The sequence below is a fragment of the Lentzea sp. NPDC058450 genome, from assembly GCF_042721395.1.
GTDB lineage: Bacteria > Actinomycetota > Actinomycetes > Mycobacteriales > Pseudonocardiaceae > Lentzea.
Window position 1 is genome coordinate 54,545 of record NZ_JBHXLO010000004.1, and the last position, 19,473, is coordinate 74,017.

Genomic DNA, 19,473 nt, shown 5'->3' on the forward strand with positions numbered 1-19,473 from the left:
CCATGCCGCTCGCACCTCGCTTGAGCGGCCGCCTGGTTTCCCTTCGTCGCCGGCGGTCCTGAGCTGCCGTTTCCGAATGGTGGTAACCGCCACGGATGAGGTTTTCGCAGGTAGACGGCAAATTTGTGGCAGGCCGCAAACGGGGCCCGAAACACCAGGCAGTACCACTACACGGAGGTGCATTCCGATGGAGAAGATCGTCGACGCGACCGACCTGCTGACCATGGGCTTCGAGGACGACGCGCTGCTGATGGAGGACAACTCCCTCGGCCCGTCTGGGCCTGGGCCCCATCCCATTATCGCACGGGCCCTCGGTGTTGGCGGCGGCCGGCGGTCGGGCGCCCCACCGCAAGTCCCTTCTCAGGCAGGTGAGTGGAATGCGACGACGCGTAGCCCCGGACCCGATCCGGCGCGAGGCGGGCCTGCTGGCCGCCACACACGCCGACACCTACACCGTGCGCGCCGAACCGTACTGGTGGCACTTCGACCCGGTCGCGGACGTCCCGGCCCGCCGGCAGGGCTGGAAGATCCACGTGAGCGCCGCCCCGGCCCACGCCGCCGAGGTCCTGCGCCGAGTGGCCGCCGTCGTCACCCCGCTGTCCCTGCGCTGGAAGGCCGCGCGCTCGATCGACAAGCTGATGAACCTGAGCGCGCCCCCGTCACCCCTGACGCAGTCGGGCAAGTTCATCACCATCTACCCGCCCTCATCTTCCGACGTCGAGTCCTTGTGCCTCGCCCTGGACTCCGTCACCCGCGAGTTCGACGCGCCCGTGGTCCCTTCGGACCGCCGCTTCCGGCCGCACAGCAACGTCTACCTGCGGTTCGGGGCGTTCGTCGGCTCCAGCGTCTTCGATCCGGTCTCGCAGAGCCTCACCTATGTCTTGGTCGACCCGTCCGGCCGCCGCGTCGAGGACCGGCGTGCGCCTGGGGTCGCCGCACCCGACTGGATCGACGACACGGTTTCTTCTGTCGCGCGTCCGTTCTTGGAGCGGCCCGGCAGCGGGCTGTTCGGGCGCGAGATCGTGGTGCAGGGCGTGCTGCGGCAGTCGGTGAAGGGCGGCGTGTTCCGCGTGCTGCATCGGGGGGTGCCCGCTGTGCTGAAGGAAGCGCGCATCGGCACCACGCCTGACCGGCTCGGCCGTGACTCGCGCACCGCGTTGCTGAACGAATGGAAGCTGCTTCGGGTGCTGTCCGGCTCCGGGCTTGCACCTGAGCCGTTGGCCTTTTTTCATCAGGAGGACAACGCGTACCTCGTGCAGGAGTTCCTGCCGGGGCGGACGTTGCGGGCCGAGGTGGAGCGCTCGAACTACCGGTCTGTTGCGTCGGCTGCTTCGTTGGTCGAGCTGGTGGACCGGGTGGGGGAGCTGGTGCGGTCGGTCGAGGCCCTGGGGGTTCGGCTGCTGGATCTGACGCCCAACAACATCATGGTTGCCGGCTCGCGTCTGTCGGTGATCGATCTGGAGCATGCGGCGCTGGTGGACTCCGCGGAGCCGCCGTTTGTCGCGCACACGCCTGGGTATGTGCCGGCTGGTGCGCCTTGGGCGGGGGACAGCGAGTACGCGCTGGCGGCGATCGCGCACTTCGTGCTGACCGGGATCGATCCGTTCCTGGGGGCGAACGTCGACTATGCCGCGCACCTGCCAGCCGTGGTAGCTGCCTTCGCGCCCGCCGGTGTGGACGCGGAGTCGATCCACCTTCGGCCCCTGCGCGCTGATCGTGGACGGCAGAACGACCGACGGCTTGCTTCCGGGGAGGACGTGGGGACGAACGTCGACCATGCCGCGCACCTGCCGACGGCTGTGGCTGCCCTTTCGCCCGCCGGGGTGGACGCGGAGTCGATCCACCTTCGGCCTCTCCGAGGGGTGTGTGAGGCCGCCACGCTCATCGTCTCAGACAGGTCTGACAGTTTCGGCAGCTCGGAAGCCGACGGTGCGGACTTCGGCGTTGTCGAGTCGGGCGGTGCCGAGCCGGCGGTCATCGGTGCGGTCGGTGCCGACTCGACTGTCGAGGAAGCGGTCAAGGCCGGCGAGGAGCTCGTTCGGCTGGCCGAGTGGGACCGGTATCCCTGGCCCTGGCCTCAGCGGTGGGCGCCGGGAGCCATGCACCCCGCCTCGTTCATGGCGGGCACGGCCGGGATTGCGCGGTTCTACCTCGACCTGCACGAGGCCACCGGCGATCGGGCCTGGCTCGGGCACGCCGACAAGCTCATCAGCTGGACCGTCGACGCCCATCCCGTGGTGCCCGGGCAGACGCCGGCCGGGTTGTACTTCGGGCTCGGGGCGTTGCCCTGGCTCATGACGGAGCTGGCGGCCGCCGGGCACGAGCCGGAGTTGTGGCGGCAGGAGGCGTTGCGGTTCGCCGGTGAGCTCGACTCGGTCGAGGTGCACGGGTGGGACGTCACCCACGGGTGGGCCGGGGTCGGGTTGGCGAAGGTCGCGTTGCTTCGGGCGACGGGGGAAGGGGCCGGTGAGGTCTCGAAGGTCATCGCCAAGGTGCTGGGCGGGGTGTCCAACAAGGACGGCGGGCCTGCCTGGCCCAACAACGGGTCGGACTTCTACGGGTTCGCGCACGGGAGTGCCGGGGTCGCGTACTTCCTGTTGCACGCGGGGCTTGCCGTGGACGATCCGGTGGCGGTGGACTTGGCGGTTGCCACTGGGCGGGCGTTGCTGGGTAAAGCGGTGCCTGCGGGTGATGGGGTGTCCTGGCCGCACAAGGGTGGGAGCGACACCGTGTGGTCGCACTGGTGCAACGGGGCCGCCGGGGTTGGGATCTTGTTGCAGGCGTTGGCTGAGTTCACCGGGGACGCTGAGTTCGAGGACGGGGCGGTGGGCGCCGGGCGGGCGATCACCACGGCCCGGCCGTTCGGCAGTGCCTGCCGGTGTCACGGGCTGGCTGGGGACGGGGACTTCCTGCTCGATCTTGCAGTGAAGCACGAGGAGTTCCACGGCGGGGCCGTCCACATCGGACGCAAGTTGGACGCTTTGCGGTTTCGGGACGGGTTTGCGGTCAAGTGGGCTCCCGAGGGGCTCGGGGTGCCTCGGCCCGACTACATGCGCGGGTACACGGGTGTGCACGCGTTCCGGCTTCGGCTCGCTGGGCACGTCGCCCGGTCGCCGCTGACATTGCGACTGGAGGAACGGCCGTGAACCTCACCGATGTGCTGGTCCACGAGATGGTGGTGGACTGGGGAGGCAACCGCAAGGTCATCGCCCGGAGGGGTGGCGTCACGGTGTTCGAGTGCGTGGTGCGGCCGGCGCAGGGGATCACGTACGTCACGGAGTGCCTGCCGCAGCGGGACGATCCGGAGACGGTCGGGCATCTGGTGAGCGTGCTCGGGTACCTGCGCGGGCACGGCATGAGCGACATCGTGGTGGTGCACCCCGAGTTCTGGGACGTCGGAGGGTCGGACTGCGGGCGGATCGTGCCCATGTGGCTCCGGCTCGACGTTGAGATGATCGCGACATTCGAACGCGTTCTGCCGGTGGGGCACCGGATCGAGCCGCTCGGTGAGGTGGCCGGGGACGCGCACGACCGGCGGGTGTTCGACGAGGTGCTGTCCGGGCAGTACGGGCCCATGATCGACGAGGCGAGCCTCTCCGTCACGGCGCAGGGGACCGCTCGCGGGGCCATCGCTGTCACGCTGGACCGGGGTGTGCCGCTGATCGGGCACCTCGCGGTCGAGCAGGCGCTGCGCGGGGCAGGGCTCGGCAAGACGTTGCTGGTGCGCAGCATGCTCGCGCTCGCGGCGGCCGGGTACGCGGACTGCCGCCTCAACGTCATGGCGGACAACTTCACGGCCCGCCGGCTGTACCGGTCGATCGGGTTCGTGCAGGACCGCGCCACGCTCAAGGCGAGCCGGGTGACGTCATGAGCGTCACGGTGCTGTCGGTCGAGTCCGCGTGGATTCCGGGCGTGCTGGCGGACCTGCGGGCACGCCACGGGCAGGTGCGGTACTACCTGTCGGCGGGGCGGCCCCTGTGGCTCACGAACGACGACGAGAACGCCGACCTGACCACGGCGTTGCTGCGGTGCCACGACGAACGTGAGGCGCGGCTGCGCAAGGAGGTCGGGGCCGTCCGCGCGTGGCTGGCCGAGGGCGGCAAGCGCGCGGTCGTCGTCGAGATGTTCGCCGCACCCACGCGGGACGACGTGCGGTTCCTGCAGGAGTGCCGGATGCGGCTGGTACGCGGGGAAGCGCAGTCGATCACCGTGCTCCGGCACATCCGCGCGACGCTGCCGGCCGGTGGCGACGAGATCCTGGCCATGCTGAAGCTCGCCGGGGGAGCGGTGCCGGAGAAGGAATTCCGGCAGTGGCACCGAAACCACGATTGGGATGATGACATCATCCGAGCTGTCACGTCCACAAGGGACGGTCTGCGCACCTACGCCACGCCGATCACCCGCGACTTGCCGATCACGCCGGAGCTCGCGGCCGAGGTGGCCACGACCTCGCGCGTGCCCCTGTCGACCGCCGCGCTGATCACCGATCCGGCGCTGGCGCTGAAGGCGTTCACGGCCGGAGCCGCCGCCGAGGCGGCGGGACAAGGCCGAACCCTCAGCCGGTACGCGGGCAACCTCTACCGCGGCGCGCTGAAGACCGGCGCCATCCCGCACGCCACGGCCGCAGGCGCCTACCTCGCCGCGCTCGTCGCGGACCGCCGCCGCGTCTCCGGCCCACTGGCCGAGATCGTGCTCGGCCAGGCCTCGAAGTGGGAGGTCGCACCGGACCAGCGGGCCATGCTCGCCTACAGCCTCGGCCAGCTGCTCGCCAAGGACCCCGACCCGGCGCAACGGGCCTCGGCGGCGCGCTGCTTCGCGCACGCCAGGGAGCTCGACGTGCCGCTGGCCCAGGTCGCCGCCTCGTTCAACGGCGCCGCGCTCGCCCTCTACCGCGACCGCGACCTCGCCGGGGCCGTCACGACCATGCGCACGGCGCTGGAGCTGCTGGAAGGCCACGACACCGTCGCCGACCAGCAGGTGCAGCTGCTCACCAACCTCGCGAAGCTGCGCCGCGGCACGCCCGAGGCCGTCGGGCTCTACCGCCGGGCCTGGGGGATCGCCGACGACGTCGCCAACGCCACGTACGTCGCCTCCGACCTCGTGCGGGTGCTGCTGGAGGCAGAGGAGCAGGCCGAGGCGGAGACCGTCGCCACCCGGCTGCTGGAGCTGTTCGACCGCGCCGCGGACACCGGCCAGGCCAGTGAGAAGGCCGTGTCGGCGGTGTGCTTCCGGCTCGCCGACCGGCACCTCGCCGCAGGCGCCACGGCCGAGGCGGGCCGCTGGTACCTCGCCGGCATCAGCCGCATGCGGCGCGGCGCCCCCGACGTCGTCGACGCCGTCCTGCACAACCTCGGCGAGCAGCCGGAGGCGTTGCTCGGGGAACGTGCCGCGCACGCCCTCGTCGCCGACGACCTGCTGGCGCTGCGAGGGCTGCTGGCCGGTGTGGCATGACGGCGCTCTCGCCCGGCCGCGACCTGCTCGTCCTGACCAGGCCCGGTGAGCTCGGCGTCCTGGAGGTGGCGCCGGATGGCAGCGCCGATCTGGCCGCGACGCACTGGATCGCGGCCGGCGACTGGCACCTCGCGGGCTGGGCCGCCCCGCACCTGGTCGCGCTGCGCCGCCGCGGCGAGCTCGGCCTCCTCGACACCGGCCGCCGGATGCTGACCTCGACGCATCCGGTGGTCGGCCGCACCCTCCGCTACGACGGCGAGCAAGCCCTGCTCGCCGTCGTGCGCGATGGACGTCCGATGCTGTGCACCCACTGGCCCGCCGACGGCAGCTACCGGCTCATCGACGGCAGCGAAGGCGTGCGATCGGTGGCCGCGTGGGACCACGACACCCTCGTCTTCACGCACGACCGGGGCGTGACGATGATCCAGCACGGCGACCGGACCGACCTCGACGCGGTCTCGGCCGCCGGAGATGGTCCCATCATCTCGTTGACCGGCGCCGGTGACGTGCCGGGCGTCCTGGACCTCGCCACCGGACGAACCCGTTGGTACGCAAAGGGAAGCTCGGCCGTGGCCGTCTCGCCGTCCGGACTGCTCCTCACGACGACGTGGGCCGACCACCGGTACGTCTACCGCGTGCTCGACTCAGATGGTCACATCATCGGAACGCCCGTGCCCGATCACGGGATCGCCACCGACCTCGCCTTCACCGCCGACGAACGCCACCTGCTCGGCCACCACCAGTCACCCGCCGCGCCGCCCGCTCTCGTCCGCTGGAACATCCACAGTGGACGAATGAAGGCGCTGGAAGGCCAGCCGCGCGAAGAGATCACCGTCCGCTGGCGGCACCGCGACTCCAAGCAGTCCCCGGAGTGGGTCTACGAACCGGAACACGGCCACGGCGGCACGGTCCTGCACCTGCACGGCGGCCCGCGCAGCCAGCTCCGGCAGATCCACGAGCCGATGATCGCGGCATTCGTGCAGGCGGGCTGGACCGTCATCGGCATGAACTACCCCGGCAGCTCCGGCTACGGCGACGAGTTCCGCGACCAGGTCGTGGGCGACTGGGGCGGCGCCGACGCCGAGGCCGTCGCCGCAAGGCTCCGCGACCTGCGCAACGACCGACCGCTGTGCCTCTACGGCCAGAGCTACGGCGCCTACCTGGCCCTGCTCGCCGCCACCCCGGCACTCGTGGACGCCGTCGCGGTGTGGGCCCCGGTCACGGACATCGCGAAGCTCCTGGAGTCCGCGACAGGCCTGCACCGCCAGTGGCTCACGACCGAACTCGGCCCACTCGCCGACGACACCGACGAACTGGCCCGGCGCAGCCCGATCACCCGCCCGTCCACCGCACCACACCTGATCATCGGGCACAGCGCGGGCGACGACCGGGTCCCGGTCGAACAGTCGCGCGCCTTCGTCGCACGTCACGGGGCAAACCAACACCTGGAACAGCAGGGCAACGGCCACGAACCGGCGGACATGACCGCGTGGACCACCGCCGTCGTGGCGCACCTCGACGAGCTCGTGCGGCAGGAGGTGCCCGCGTGAAGACGTTGCTGTGGCAGGCAGGGGGGTGGCGGTTCGCCCTCTTCTGCCTGCTCGCGGTCCTGCAGGGCCTCGCCCCGGCCGCCGCCATCGCGGCCTCGGGCGTGCTCGTCGCGGGCCTTCCCGGCAACCTGGGACAGGCCACCCTCGGCCTCGCGCTGTTCGGCGCCGCCCTCCTCACCGGCACGATCCTGTCGGCGATCCTCGACCACGAAGCCGCCGTGCTCGACGGCAGGTTCGCCAAGATCATCCACGACACGGTCGCGCACGCCTCCCTGCGCACCGACGTCGCGAACCTGGTCGGCGAGCAGACGACGAAGGACCTCGGGGCGCTGGCCGAGTTCGAACGCGTCGACGGCTTCGTCGGCACCGCCACCGCGCTCAAGGAGCTGCTCAGGCAACGCGCCACCGGCATCGGCGCCGCCGTGGTGCTGGCGACGTTCGCCTGGTGGGCGCCGATCGTCATGTTCCTCGGCTGGCGCGGCCTGAGCTTCGGCGTGCGGAAGTGGCTCGACCACGGCATGAACCTCGGCGCCCAGCAGGGCCAGACCGAGATGCGCCGTGCGCGCTACCTCCGCGGCCTCGCCGTGGACAGCCCCGCGGCCAAGGAGATCCGCGTGTTCGGGCTGGCCGGCTGGCTCGTCCCGCTCTACCGGGACTCGTACCTGACCGCCCTCCAGGCCGTCTGGCAGGGCCGCAGGCTCGGCATGCGCACGGTGTTCGCCGCGACCGGCGGCGTGCTCACCGCACACCTCATCGTTCTCACCGCGATCGCGCAGACCACCACCACACCGGCGGAAATCGTCGTCTACGCCCAGGCCGTGCTCTCCACGAGCGCCCTCGGCTACGTCTTCGGCGCCGAGATCCCGCTGGCCCGCGCCCGCAAGGTCGCCGACCTGGCCCGGTCGATCGCCGGGCGACTGACCCCGGCCCCACCGCGCCCGCGCACCACGGCGAACGCCATCCAGCTCACGAACGTCCACTTCGGATATGCCGGAAAGCCTGTCCTGAAAGGGATCGACCTCGAAATCCCGAAAGGACAGTCGATCGCCGTCGTCGGCGAGAACGGCGCGGGCAAGAGCACGCTCGTCAACCTCCTGGCGGGCATCCACCGCCCGGACAGCGGCGAGATCAGGATGCCCGGCGAGGTCAGCGCGATCGTGCAACGCTTCACCCGCTTCGAGCTCTCGCTGGAGGACAACATCGCGTTCGGCCGAGGAGGCGCTCACAACGCACTCGACCGCGCGGGCGGGCTGGGCCTGCTCGACGACCTCCCGCACGGCTGGGACACCGTCCTGTCGTCGTCCCACCCGAACGGCCGCGACCTCTCCGGCGGCCAGTGGCAGAAGATCGCCCTGGCCAGGGCGTTGCGCGCGGTCGACGCGGGCGCGGAAGTCCTGATCATGGACGAACCCAGCGCCAACCTCGACGTCCTCGCGGAGGAAGAACTCTTCACGCGGTTCAGCGAACTGGCCGGCGAGATCACCACGATCCTGGTGTCGCACCGGCTCGCGTCCGTGAAGCACGCCGACCGCATCGTCGTGATCGCGGGCGGCCGCGTCGCCGAGGACGGCACCCATGCCGAACTCATGGCCGCGCAAGGAAAGTACGCCGCCATGTACTCGTTGCAGGCCGAGAGGTTCGCGGAGGTCAGCCATGCGTGAGATCCGCGTGCTCGTCGCGACGGCCTGGCGGGCCGACCGCCGGCTCACCCTCGCGATGATCGCCGAGCCGTTCGGCAACACCCTCGTGCTGCTGTCGGGCCTGTGGCTCGCGATGCTCACGAACGGCCTGATCCAGCACGACACCCGCCAGGTCGTCACGGGCATCGCCGCGCTGGTGCTCGGCGCCGGGCTGGGCTGGCAGCTCGACCTGTCCGCCAGCCAGTGGCGGATGGTGCTGGGGGAGAAGGTCGCGCACGCGTTCGACACCGAGATCGCGCGGCTGTGCGCCGAACTGCCCACGCTGGACCACTTCGAGCGCGCCGAATACCAGGACCATCTGGAAATCCTGCGGCAACGGCAGGGCCAGCTCGGCAACTCGATGAGCGCCCTCGCCGTCACGGTCAAGGCGATCTGCGCCGGGCTGACCGTGCTGGTGCTGCTGGTCGTCGCGCACCCGGCGATGCTCGCGCTGGTGCTGCTCGCGCTGCCCGCCCTGCTGATCACGAAGGCCCAGCAGCGGTGGCGCTCCCAGGCGGAGGACGACTCGGCGTTGCCCGGCCGCACCGCCCGCCACCTGCGCACCGTCGCCCAGGACCGGGACGCCGCCGTCGAGGTGAGGCTCTTCGGGCTCGCCGACGACCTCGAACGCCGCATCGGCACGCTCTGGACCGCCCAGCGCCGCCCGCTCGAACAGGCCGAACGAAAGGTCGCGCTCGCCTCGCTCGCCCAGCAGGTCCTCTACGTCATCGGCGTGGTCGCGGCCGTCGGATTCGTGCTGCACCAAGCACTTCAGGGCAACTCCGCGCCCGGCGACGTGGTGCTCGCGATCTACCTCAGCCAGCAGGTGCAGACCGCGGTCATCTGGCCGATCCAGGCCGTCGCGGGCTTCGGCCGCACCCTGCACACCGTCCGCCGCTTCCTCTGGCTCCAGGACCACGCCCGCACCGCGTCCGGCACCCTGCCCGCGCCGCACGAGATCGTCGAAGGCATCCGGCTGGAGAACGTGTCGTTCCGCTATCCCGGCACGGACAGGTGGGTGCTGCGCGACGTCTCGCTGACCATCCCGGCGGGGCGCGCGCTGGCGGTCGTCGGCGAGAACGGCGCGGGCAAGACCACCCTCGTCAAGCTCCTGACCAGGATGTACGAGCCCACCGAGGGCAGGATCACGGTCGACGGCGTGGACCTCGCCGACCTGGACGTCCACGCGTGGCGGGAGAGGCTCGCGGCGGCGTTCCAGGACTTCGCCCGCTTCGAGCTCACCGTCCAGCAGGCGGTCGGCGTCGGCGACCTGCCCCACCTCGACGACCCCGCGCACGTCCGCGCCGCGATCACCAGGGCGGGCGCCGACGTGCTGGCGCAGGACGCCCAGCTCGGCACGGCGTGGGGCGGCACGGATCTCTCCACCGGCCAGTGGCAACGGCTCGCGCTCGCCCGCGGCCTGGCGCGCACGACCCCGTTGGTGCGGTTCTTCGACGAACCGACCGCCTCGCTCGACGCGTTCACCGAGGATGCCCTGTTCGACAGCATGACCAGGGCCACCGACGGCGCGCACGGCATGATCACGGTCCTGGTCACGCACCGCTTCTCGACCGTCAGGTCCGCCGACCTGATCGTGGTGCTGGCCGGTGGCGGGGTCGCGGAACTCGGGTCGCACCAGGAGCTGCTGGGGCGGGGCGGGCACTACGCGCGGCTCTACCGGTCGCAGGCGGACGCGTTCGCCGATTAGCCTGCGGGGATGGACGTCCGGCAGCTGCGCTACTTCCTCGCCGTCGTGGACCACGGCAGCGTGAACAAGGCCGCGGCCGCCCTGCACGTCGCGCAACCGTCGCTGTCCCAGGCGATCCGGGCGCTCGAACGCGACCTCGGCATCGACCTGTTCCGGCGAGCGGGCCGCCGGTTGGTGCTGACGGACGCGGGCGAGGCGCTCATCGGACCGGCCCGGCAGGTCGTCCGCGTGCTCGCCACGGCCAGGGCGAGCGTCGCGGAGGTCGCGGACCTGCGGGTGGGGCGGGTCGAGATCGCCGCGATGCCGTCGCAGTCGGTCGAGCCGCTGGCGCGGATCATCAAGGCCGTCACGGAGAAGCATCCCGGGTTGTCGATCTCGGTGCGGTCGGCGTTCACGGCGGAGGACGTCGTCGACGAGGTCCGAAGTGGACGGACGGAGCTCGGGCTGCTCGGCGCGAGTGAGCCGCTGCAGGACTCACGGGTGCGGGTGACGCCGTTGGGCAGGCAACGGTTCGTGCTGGTCTGCCCGCACGACGGGCCGTTCGCGCCGGACACCGTGGTGCGGCACTCCGACCTCGCGGGGCTTCGGCTGATCGTCGGCCAGCCCGGCACCGGCATGCGGCGGGTCGTGGACGAGATCGCCGCGAGCGGCGTGGAGATCACCCAGGTCGTCGAGACCGAACACCGGGAGGCGATCCTGCCGCTCGTGCTCTGCGGTGTCGGGATGGCGGTGCTGGCCGAGTCGTGGGCGCCGCTCGCCCGGCAGGCCGGGGCGCTCGTGCTCGCCCTCGAACCCGCCCGGTACCTGCACCTCGCGCTCGTCGCGGGCCCCGGTGAGCTCAGCCCCGCCGCGAGCGCGTTCCTCGACGTCGCTCATAGCCAGAGCCTCTAACGCTGGGTGGACGCACGTCTTGGACGCGGGCGCTCGGATGGTGATGTCATCGGAGTCATGGTCACTCACCGCATCGCGCTCATCCCGGGAGACGGCATCGGCCAGGAGGTGACGCCCGCGGCCTGCCGGGTGCTCGACGCGGCCGGGCGGCGGCACGGGATCTCGTTCGCCTACGACGAGTTCGACTGGTCGTGCGCGCGGTACGTCGCGGAGGGCGCGATGATGCCCGCCGACGGGCTGGAGCAGATCCGGCACCACGACGCGGTGCTGCTCGGCGCCGTCGGGGATCCGTCGGTGCCGGACCACGTGTCGTTGTGGGGCCTGCTGATCCCGATCCGGCGGAGCTTCCGGCAGTACGTGAACCTGCGGCCGGTCAAGGTGTTCGCGGGGGTCGAGAGCCCGGTGCGCGGGGCGGCGGCGATGGACCTGGTCGTGGTGCGGGAGAACGTCGAGGGCGAGTACAGCGAGGTCGGTGGCCGGTTCGGGCGCGGTTTCCCGGAGGAGATGGCCGTCCAGGAGTCGGTCTTCACGCGGGCGGGCGTCGAGAGGATCGCCGCGTACGCGTTCCGGCTGGCCGGGGAGCGGCGCGGGCACGTGACTTCGGCGACCAAGTCGAACGGCATCGTGCACACCATGCCGTTCTGGGACGAGGTGGTCGCGGAGACCGCACTGTCCTTTCCGGACATCGACTGGACTTCCGAGCACATCGACGCCCTGTGCGCCAAGGTGGTGCTCGATCCGGCGAGGTTCGACGTGATCGTCGGCTCGAACCTGTTCGGGGACGTGCTCAGCGACCTCACCGCGGCCGTCGCGGGCAGCATCGGCATCGCGCCGTCCGCGAACATCAACCCCGAGCGCGACTTCCCGTCGATGTTCGAACCGGTGCACGGCTCCGCGCCCGACATCGCGGGCAAGGGCGTCGCGAACCCGCTGGGCGCGATCTGGACCGCCGCGCTGATGCTCGACCACCTCGGGAACGCCGAAGCCGCCGCGACCGTCGAACAGGCAATGGCCGACGTGCTGGCGCAGACCCCCGTCCGCACTCCTGACCTGGGCGGGACCGCCTCGACCGCGGAGTTCACCCAGGCCGTGCTGGACCGCGTGTCGTGAGCGTCCCGCTGCCGTTCGAGCGCAGGACCGTCAACTCGGATGGTGTGAACATCCGAGTGGGGATCGTCGGGGACGGGCCGCCGTTGCTGCTCCTGCACGGCTATCCGCAGACCCACGTCATCTGGCATCGGGTGGCGCCGAAGCTGGCCGAGGACTTCACCGTGGTGGTCACCGACCTGCGGGGGTACGGCGACAGCGACAAGCCCGCGCCCGGCCCGGACGACGCCGAGTACTCGAAGCGCGCGATGGCCGCGGACCAGCTGGCGGTGATGGCGGAGCTCGGCTTCGACCGGTTCGGGGTGGCGGGCCACGACCGCGGCGGACGGGTCGGCCACCGGCTCGCCCTGGACGCGCCCGAGGCGGTCACCAAGCTCGCGGTGCTGGACATCGTGCCCACCCGGCACGCCTTCGAGCACGCGGACAAGGACTTCGGCCTCGGCTACTTCCACTGGTTCTTCCTGGCCGCGCCCAACGGCATCCCCGAGCGCATGATCGGCGCCGACCCGAGGTTCTGGATCGAGGCGCGGATGCGGAGCCGGCATCACGGCGGCACCCCGTTCGACCCGGCGGCGATGGAGGAGTACGTGCGGTGCTTCTCCGACCCGGCCGCGATCGCCGCGTCCTGCTCCGACTACCGCGCCGCCGCCGGCGTCGACCTGGAACACGACCGCGAGGGCGGGATCGTGGAGGCGCCGGTGCTCGCGCTCTGGGGCGAGCACGGGTTCGTCGGCCGTCACTACGATGTTCTGAACATCTGGAAGGCCTACGCGCGGGACGTGCGCGGTCAGGCGCTCGACTGCGACCACTACCTGCCGGAGGAACGCCCCGGCGAGGTAGCGGCCGCGTTGAAGGACTTCTTCCGCTCCTGAGCTTGCATCCGGGGCTCGGGTACGGGTTTACCGTCGATGCATGAGCGAAGAGGTGTGGGCGCCGGCGGCGTGCACGTTGCCGACGGCGGAGAGACCGTGGACCTGGAGGTCATCAGGGACACGCTGCGGGCGGCCATCACGGCCGGGTGCGACGACCTGGTCGCGTGCTCGCACACGCCGGCGTGTCCGCTGCCGTTCGAGGGGCTGGGGGTGCGCGATGGCGGCTCGTGCTGCTGAGAAGAAGGTGGGCGGGCTCGCGGGGGTGGTGGCCGCGGTGAGCTTCGGGCAGGGGCTCGCGAGTGGGGTGGTGGTGGGCGTCTGTGTGATGGCACTTGGGCGGGGAACCGCGCGTGGTGGCGCTGGGCGGGGGCCGCGGTGTGGCGCTGCTCGGCCGGGGGAACTGGTGTGGCGGCGCCGAGCGAGGAGCGCCGCCGGGCGGGGAGCCGGGTGTCGTGGCGCCGGGCGGTGGCTGCGGTGGGGCGCCGCTGGTGCTGTGCGAGCCGGTGTGGTGGCGCGGGGCGGTGGCTACGGTGTGCGGCGGTGCTGTGCGAGCCGGTGCGAGTGGCGGGCCGTGCGGTTGCCGGGGTTATCGTCCTGATCAGCTGATCGGGAGGGTGTTTTGCCGGGGTTCGTCGCGGGGATGGAACGTCACCAGGTCGCCGTCTACCTCGGCGCGCTCGCGGCGGGCGGGGTGGCCGGGTGGCTCGCCCCCGGCGCGGGGCCCGCGTGGGAGCACGCCATCAACCCCGTGCTGGCGGTGCTGCTGTACGTGACTTTCCTGCAGGTTCCAGTGGCGGAACTGGGGCGGTCGTTGCGGTCCGGGCGGTTCCTGGCGGCGGCGCTGGTCGTGAACTTCGTAGTGGTGCCGTTGGTGGTGGGCGCGCTCTTCGCGTTTCTGCCCGACGATCAGGCCGTGCGCGTGGGTGTGTTGTTGGTGCTGCTCACGCCATGTGTGGACTACGTGATCGTGTTCAGCGGGCTTGCTGGTGGTGACAGCCGGCGATTGCTGGCGGCGACGCCGTTGTTGTTGCTGGCGCAGATGGTGTTGTTGCCCGGGTACCTGTGGGTGTTCCTCGGGGCGGACCTGGCGGTGGTGGAGCCTGGGCCGTTCGTCGAGGCGTTCGTGGTGCTGATCGTGGTGCCGCTGGTGCTGGCGTGGCTCACGCAGACGTTCGCGGCGCGGGTCATCGGCGCTGTCAGCACGTCGATGGTGCCGTTGATGGCGGCTACGTTGTTCACGGTGGTGGCGTCGCAGGTGCCGAAGCTCGGCGACCTCGGGCTGGTGGCGCGGGCGGTGCCGTTCTACGTGGTGTTCCTGGTGGTGATGGCGTTCGCAGGGCTGGCGGTCGCGCGGGTGTTCCGAGTGGACGGACCGGCCGGGCGGGCCATCGTGTTCACCGGGGCCACGCGCAACTCGCTGGTGGTGCTGCCGCTCGCGCTGGCGTTGCCGGGGGACGTCGCGGCCGTCGTCGTGGTCACGCAGACGATGGTCGAGGTGGTCGGGATGGTGGTGTACGTGAAGGTGGTGCCGCGGCTGGTGCCGTGAGGCGGCTGACCAGGAGCTCCCAGCCCGCGACGAGATCGTCGACGAGCCGGGACGGGTCCGGGGTCTGGCCGGGGTCCTGGAGGTAGAGCAGGATCGGGCCCTCCAGCGCGGCCACCAGTTGCACGGCGAGGGTGCCGCTCACGTCCGGGCAGGCCTCGGCCAGGAGCATCCGGACGTGGAACAGCGACGGGCTCGCGCCGGCCGGGACCGGCTTGGCGGGGTCGAGCGACGCGCGGGCCAGTGCCGTGTGGTCCAGCAGGAACTCCAGCCGGGCCCGGCCGTACGCGAGGAGGCGGTCCGCGGCCGGAGCGCCGGGCCCCACAGGTGCGGGCCCGGTCATCAGCCGGTGCTGGAAGCGCTTCTCCTCCTCGTCGAACAGGGCGTGGAAGATGCCCGCGCGGGTGCCGAAGCGGCGGAACACCGTGCCCTTGCCCAGGCCCGCGCGCTCGGCGAGGCCGTCCATCGTGACGGTGCAGGCGCCCAGTTCGGCGACCATCTGACGGGCGACGTCGAGCAGGTGGGCCCGGTTGCGGGCGGCGTCGGCCCGTTCCTCGCGGGGACGGCCGAACGGCAGCACTAGGCCTGCTGCAGCTGACGGTCGCGCAGCGGGGCGAGGGCGGTGCTCCAGGCCACGAGCTCGTCGAACATCGTCGACAGCGTGGCCACCTGGAAGTCCGACGGGTGGAAGTCGGTGAAGTTCGTGAACTCGGTGAACATCGACAGCGACACGCTCGTGCGCACGTCCGCCAGCTTGAGCTCGCCCGCGACGAGGCGGAGGTGCTCGACGGCCCTGGCGCCGCCGACGCCGCCGTACGACACGAAGCCGACGGCCTTGTTGTTCCACTCGGCGAACAGGTAGTCGATCGCGTTCTTGAGCACGCCGGACGTGGAGTGGTTGTACTCGGGCGTGACCATGACGAACCCGTCGAACTGAGCGATCTTCGCCGACCACGCCTTGGTGTGGTCGTGCTGGTACTGCTGCATCATCGGCGGCATCGGCTCGTCGAGGTGCGGCAGCGGGAAGTCCTTGAGGTCGACCAGTTCGAACGTCGCGTCGTCGCGCTGTTCCGCGTTCTCCAGCACCCACCGGGCGACCTGCTCGCCGTTCCGGCCGGGGCGGGTGCTGCCGATGATGATTCCGATGTGCGTCATGTGAGTCCCTCTGAGCTTCTCGGGGTAACCGGACTGCACCCCGCTTGCTTAAGTGGACTCTACCCCGCTTTGGTGGGTGATCGTCCAGTGTCCTGGGTCACGGCGGCGACGTCGCCCGAACGCCACCCGCTACAGCGGTCAGGAATCGAGAAGCACCGCGGGAGGGGTGGCGAATAGCGTTTCCGGCATGACCTCATTCGACGCGATCACCCTCGAAGTGGCCGACCTCGCGGCCGCCGAACGCTTCTACGCCAACGCTTTCGGGCTCGGCTCCCGGCTGCGCCTGCGTGCCTCGCAGGAGCCGGCGACCGGTTTCCGCGGCTTCACCCTCTCGCTCACGGTGGCGCAGCCCGGCGATGTCAACGTCCTGATCAACGGCGCGATCAAGGCCGGCGCGACGGTGCTCAAGCCCGCCGCCAAGTCGATCTGGGGCTACGGCGGTGTCGTGCAGGCGCCCGACGGCACGATCTGGAAGGTCGCGACGTCGGCCAAGAAGGACACCGCCCCGGTCACCGGCGCGGTCGAGGACGTCGTGCTGCTGATCGGTGCCACGGACGTCGCCGCGAGCAGGCAGTGCTACGTGGACCACGGGTTCGTCGTGGAGAAGAGCTTCGGCCGCATGTACGTGCAGTTCGCCGGGACCGGCGGCATCAAGCTGGGCCTGTACCGGCGGCGCGCGCTGGCCAAGGACGCGGGCGTCGCGCCGGAAGGTTCCGGTTCGCACCGCGTCGAGATGCACGGTGCCGGGCAGTTCACCGACCCCGACGGGTTCGCCTGGGCGTCAGGGCAGCCGGTCGGCCAGTTCGGCGCGTGAGCGGATGCCGAGCTTCGTGTAGACCTTGCGCAGGTGGTACTCGATGGTCTTCGGGCTCAGGAACAACGCGGCGGCGACCTCGCGGGTGGTCTTGCCCTCCGCGAGCAGCAAGGACACCTGCAACTCCTGCGGTGTCAGGGTTTCCTCCTCGTCGCGGCGCTTGATCGTCTCGCCGGTGGCGCCCAGTTCGACCGCGGCCAGGTCCGCCCATCTGGCCGCGCGGAGGCGCTCGAACGTCTCCAGCGCGGCGTGCAGGTGCGGGCGGGCGTCGGCCCGGCGGCGGGCCCGGCGCAGGCGGGCACCGTAGGCGAGATGCGTGCGGGCGGTCTCGAACTCGTCCAAAGTCCTTTCGTGGTAACGCAACGACGCCTCGAAGTGCGTTTCGAAATCCTCACCGAGCACGCCTGACGTCCGTTCGGCGCGCGCCATCGACCAGGGCTGGCCCTTGGCCGCCGCCTCGTCCCGGAAGCGCTCGGCGATGGGCACCGCCTCGTCGCGGCGGTGCAGCCGGACCAGGGCGTCGGTGAGCTCCGGAGCGGGGGACAGGTCGGGGTCGGTCAGCTTCAGCTCGGCGAGCAGGCCGGCGAGCTCTTCCAGGTGCACCAGTGCTTTCGCCGGGTCACCGCGGCCGAGTTCCAGCTCTCCCAACGCGAACAGCGACCAGACCCGTCCGATGTGGATGTCGCGGGACCGGCAGAGCGGCAGGGCCTCCGCGACCAGGTCCCGGCAGCGGTTCTCGTTGCCCAGCCTGGCCTGCAGCCACGCCCTGCCCGCGAGGCACATGGCGAGGTCGGTCTCCTGGCCGGTCTCGCGGGCCAGGTGCGTCGCCTCGTCGTAGGTGGCTTCGGCGCGCGCCCACTGGTCGGTGGTGGCCTCGTCCCTCGCCACGTGGAAGAGCAGGGCGGGCAGGGTGCCGACGGCGGCCTCGGTGCGGGCGTTCGCGACGGTGCGGCGCAGCTCCGTCCCCGAGTCGGCGTCGCGCAGGAACATCGGGCCGATCATCAACCACGACAGCCTGCTGCGGTCCTCGCGCAGGAGACCGGAGGACGTGAGGAGCTCGACGGCGGCACGGATCTGGTCGGCGCCACCGAGGTTGGCGAGGATTCGGGCGACCCCGGCGGCCATCTGACCGAGACCCGCCGCCCTCGGGGTGGTGACCAGGGCGAGCCGGGCCTCGATGTCGTGGGCGAGGGCGACGCCGGTGGCGGTGTCGCCGAGGTAGAAGCAGGCGTTGACGGCGTCGGCGAGCAGGACGACGGCCGCGTCCGGGGTGCCGGCGGCCGCGGCGGCCACGCGGCAGAGGTCGCGGGCCTCGGTCAGCGAACCGGTGCGGGCCGCGATCGCCGCCCGCAGCTCGACCGCACTGCCCGGGCCGGCCTGGTCGAGCAACGCGACGGACCGTCTCGTCTCACCGGCGAGCCACGCGGACTCCGCCGCCGACACGCACAGCGCCGCGTGCCGGTCGAGGTCGGGGCTGAGCCGCGCGGCCCGTTCGTAGGCGGCCGAGGCCACGTCGTGCGCGCTGCGGTCGTGCGCCCGCACCGCCGCCTGGACCAGCAGGCCGGCCACCTCGGCGTCCGGTCCGACCACGGCCTCGGCCAGGTGCCAGGCGTGCCGGTCGGAGCCTTCGCCGACCACCGCCGCCACGGCCCGGTGGATCGACCGGCGCCGCTGCGGGTCGGCGTCCCCGTAGACGGCCGCGCGGATCAGCGGGTGCCGGAACTCCACGCGTCCGTCGGCGATCGTGACCAGTCCGGCGCTCTCCGCCTCGGCCAGCGCGTCCACCTCGGCGCCGAGCACTCCGGCCACCACCCGCAGGTCGGCGCCCGCCACGGCCGCGACCAGCACCGCCGCCTGCCCGGCCGGGCCGAGCGAGCGGGCCTGCGCGGCGAACTCGTGCGCCAGCGCGGCCGACACCGGCAGCGGGGCCTCCGGCGAGGTGTCCACCCGGCGACCCGCCAGTTCGATCAACGCCAGCGGGTTGCCCGCCGTCGCGCGGTGCAGGCGGGCGATGTGCTCGGGGGACACCGGGCCGGACCGGCTCGTCACCAGGTCCCGCGCGGTGGCGAGGTCGAGGCCGGTCAGCGCCAGGGTGGGCAGCGGTGGGTCCGGGGCGCGGGTCGTGGCCAGCAGCACGATCGGGTCGGCGGCCACGCGCCGGGCGGCGAACGCCAGCGCGTCCACCGAGGCGCGGTCCACCAGGTGCAGGTCGTCCAGCAGCACCGCGAGCGGCCGGTCCTCGGCGAACCGGCACAGCAGGCTCAGCGTCGCGGCCCCCACCGCGAACCGGTCGATCGCGGGACCGGACGACAGGGCGAGCGCCACGGACAACGCCTGGGCCTGCGGCGCGGGGATCTCGGTCAGGCGGTCCAGGGCCGGTCTCAGCACCTGGTGCAACCCGCCGAACGGGATCTCGCGCTCGGGAACGCTGCCCGCCGCCCGCACCACCGTCATGCCGGTGGCGCACGAGGCGGCGAAGCGCAACAGCGTGGTCTTGCCGACGCCCGGTTCGCCGGTGAGGGCGAGCGCGCCTCCGCGGCCGATCCGGGCGCTCGCGACGAGCCGCTCGATCCGGTGCCGTTCCGAGTCGCGCCCCATCAGCACACGGGGGAGTGTAGGTCGGCGAAACCCTAGGTGGGGCACCTGATGCGGCCACGTCGCCGCCGCTCATAGGTTCCGGACCCTCACCAGGGAGGGAAAGAG

General features: G+C 71.8%; 15 protein-coding genes. 12 read left to right on the plus strand and 3 right to left on the minus strand.

All coding sequences use genetic code 11. The features are described from left to right. The first annotated feature begins 377 nt into the window (after positions 1 to 377). The 11 genes from ACFWNN_RS08400 to ACFWNN_RS08450 all read left to right on the plus strand — a co-directional run bounded on the left by ACFWNN_RS08400 (position 378) and on the right by ACFWNN_RS08450 (position 14,804). Positions 378 to 3,146 (plus strand): lanthionine synthetase LanC family protein, encoded by a 2,769-nt coding sequence (locus ACFWNN_RS08400; RefSeq protein WP_382439217.1) that lies wholly within the window; start codon positions 378 to 380, stop codon positions 3,144 to 3,146. Next, positions 3,143 to 3,871 (plus strand): GNAT family N-acetyltransferase, encoded by a 729-nt coding sequence (locus tag ACFWNN_RS08405; RefSeq protein ID WP_382439218.1) that lies wholly within the window; start codon positions 3,143 to 3,145, stop codon positions 3,869 to 3,871. The genes ACFWNN_RS08400 and ACFWNN_RS08405 overlap by 4 nt, the downstream gene beginning before the upstream one ends. Continuing rightward, positions 3,868 to 5,451 carry a hypothetical protein gene (locus tag ACFWNN_RS08410; protein ID WP_382439219.1) on the plus strand — a complete coding sequence of 528 codons (1,584 nt, stop codon included), beginning with the start codon at positions 3,868 to 3,870 and terminating at the stop codon, positions 5,449 to 5,451. Before ACFWNN_RS08405 ends, ACFWNN_RS08410 begins: the two co-directional genes overlap by 4 nt. Continuing rightward, positions 5,448 to 7,001, plus strand: coding sequence for an alpha/beta fold hydrolase (locus ACFWNN_RS08415; RefSeq protein WP_382439220.1), 1,554 nt, complete (start codon positions 5,448 to 5,450; stop codon positions 6,999 to 7,001). Before ACFWNN_RS08410 ends, ACFWNN_RS08415 begins: the two co-directional genes overlap by 4 nt. Continuing rightward, positions 6,998 to 8,662, plus strand: a complete 1,665-nt coding sequence (locus ACFWNN_RS08420; protein WP_382439221.1) for an ATP-binding cassette domain-containing protein — start codon at positions 6,998 to 7,000, stop codon at positions 8,660 to 8,662. Before ACFWNN_RS08415 ends, ACFWNN_RS08420 begins: the two co-directional genes overlap by 4 nt. After that, entirely contained in the window at positions 8,655 to 10,388 is a 1,734-nt protein-coding gene (locus tag ACFWNN_RS08425) for an ABC transporter ATP-binding protein (RefSeq protein ID WP_382439222.1), read from the plus strand. The genes ACFWNN_RS08420 and ACFWNN_RS08425 overlap by 8 nt, the downstream gene beginning before the upstream one ends. Before the next feature lie 9 nt (positions 10,389 to 10,397). After that, a complete protein-coding gene (locus tag ACFWNN_RS08430; RefSeq protein WP_382439223.1) occupies positions 10,398 to 11,279 on the plus strand; it encodes a LysR family transcriptional regulator in 882 nt (293 codons plus the stop codon). 57 nt (positions 11,280 to 11,336) lie between these two features. Further along, a complete protein-coding gene (locus tag ACFWNN_RS08435) occupies positions 11,337 to 12,389 on the plus strand; it encodes a tartrate dehydrogenase (protein WP_382439224.1) in 1,053 nt (350 codons plus the stop codon). Then, complete coding sequence (locus ACFWNN_RS08440) at positions 12,386 to 13,258, plus strand: alpha/beta fold hydrolase (protein ID WP_382439225.1); 873 nt, start codon at positions 12,386 to 12,388, stop codon at positions 13,256 to 13,258. The genes ACFWNN_RS08435 and ACFWNN_RS08440 overlap by 4 nt, the downstream gene beginning before the upstream one ends. A gap of 36 nt (positions 13,259 to 13,294) precedes the next feature. Continuing rightward, positions 13,295 to 13,495: a hypothetical protein gene (locus tag ACFWNN_RS08445; protein ID WP_382439226.1), complete on the plus strand. Its 201-nt coding sequence runs from the start codon at positions 13,295 to 13,297 to the stop codon at positions 13,493 to 13,495. 403 nt (positions 13,496 to 13,898) lie between these two features. After that, on the plus strand, positions 13,899 to 14,804 hold the full coding sequence (locus tag ACFWNN_RS08450) for a bile acid:sodium symporter (RefSeq protein WP_382439227.1): 906 nt from the start codon (positions 13,899 to 13,901) through the stop codon (positions 14,802 to 14,804). Here ACFWNN_RS08450 and ACFWNN_RS08455 read toward each other — a convergent pair. Together ACFWNN_RS08455 and ACFWNN_RS08460 are read right to left on the minus strand one after the other, a co-directional pair. Beyond that, a complete protein-coding gene (locus ACFWNN_RS08455) occupies positions 14,734 to 15,381 on the minus strand; it encodes a TetR/AcrR family transcriptional regulator (RefSeq protein ID WP_382439228.1) in 648 nt (215 codons plus the stop codon). The two genes, ACFWNN_RS08450 and ACFWNN_RS08455, sit on opposite strands and share 71 nt — an antisense overlap. Continuing rightward, on the minus strand, positions 15,381 to 15,956 hold the full coding sequence (locus ACFWNN_RS08460) for an NADPH-dependent FMN reductase (RefSeq protein WP_382439229.1): 576 nt from the start codon (positions 15,954 to 15,956) through the stop codon (positions 15,381 to 15,383). The genes ACFWNN_RS08455 and ACFWNN_RS08460 overlap by 1 nt, the downstream gene beginning before the upstream one ends. 187 nt (positions 15,957 to 16,143) lie before the next feature. Here ACFWNN_RS08460 and ACFWNN_RS08465 point away from each other — a divergent pair, with 187 nt between their 5' ends. Continuing rightward, positions 16,144 to 16,770: a glyoxalase gene (locus ACFWNN_RS08465; RefSeq protein WP_382439230.1), complete on the plus strand. Its 627-nt coding sequence runs from the start codon at positions 16,144 to 16,146 to the stop codon at positions 16,768 to 16,770. Here the strand turns inward: ACFWNN_RS08465 and ACFWNN_RS08470 are convergent. Further along, positions 16,738 to 19,368, minus strand: a complete 2,631-nt coding sequence (locus tag ACFWNN_RS08470) for an AAA family ATPase (RefSeq protein ID WP_382439491.1) — start codon at positions 19,366 to 19,368, stop codon at positions 16,738 to 16,740. The genes ACFWNN_RS08465 and ACFWNN_RS08470 overlap by 33 nt on opposite strands. Positions 19,369 to 19,473: the final 105 nt, after the last annotated feature.